The following is an 864-nucleotide window of genomic DNA, read 5'->3' on the forward strand; positions in this document are numbered from 1 at the left end:
CTACTAGGGATAGTAGAAGCTTTCTGTTATTTACCTATTAATTTTTCCCACCACGTTTTTTTCTTTTCTAACTCTGCACTAGCAGAAGCTTCTTCAATCATTTTTTTACTTTCAGACAATCCCTTCCTGAGTTCTCCTATCAGCTCAGCATCTTTTCTGTTTATCATTTGCTTTAGTTCTTGATTTGTTTGGCTAACTTTTTGTAACTCTTCTACTAATTTTTGGTTAAAATGCATCTGCTGTGTCATCTGTTGTTCTTGTTGTTGTAACATCTTTTTTATCTCAGTAAGCTCATCGTTTATGGAGATAGAACCTTTTTCTTCTTGATTTTTGACTGTAATAGTTATAGGAAGCCCGTCACTTGCCAAATTATCGTTTACATCTTCTTTTAATAATCCCTCACTATAGAGTTCACGAATTTTCTTTAATAGATCTAGTGATTCAATACTTATTTTATAGCGTCTACCCTCTTTTTTGAAATTCAAAAACTGTTCATGATTAAGTAGATACCTTTTTAATGTTTCAGGAGGAATATTGGTATATTCAGATGCTTCTGGTACGCCAATAAAATTTGTACTTTCAGAATTATTCATTTAATCCACCACCATTTATCGTTATTTTATGTACATTCACTCAGTTCACAGTCATTCACATGTGAGTTTTATGAAGATCCATTCGGTTCACGGTCATTCATTCAGGTTGTTTTCCTGTATTCACTCGATTCACGGTTATTTACCTGCTGGATTTGTGAGGATTCACCTAATTCACAGTCGTTTATTCATTTAATTTTATATGATTTCGACAAAAAATCAACAATTCCTGTTTGGGTTTGTATATATGGTTTGTTTTAAGAATCATTATAGG

At 32.4% G+C, this 864-nt stretch carries 1 protein-coding gene; it reads right to left on the minus strand.

From position 1 onward, the window contains the following. Positions 1–26: 26 nt before the first annotated feature. On the minus strand, positions 27–593 hold the full coding sequence (locus AC1DRF_RS30140) for a hypothetical protein (RefSeq protein ID WP_427077097.1): 567 nt from the start codon (positions 591–593) through the stop codon (positions 27–29). Positions 594–864: the final 271 nt, after the last annotated feature.

Source organism: Priestia sp. P5_B4, from assembly GCF_056400385.1.

Coding starts and splice junctions, on each gene's coding strand:
- AC1DRF_RS30140 (WP_427077097.1), bottom strand. CDS start 593: ATGAATAATTCTGAAAGTACAAATTTTATTGGCGTACCAGAAGCATCT.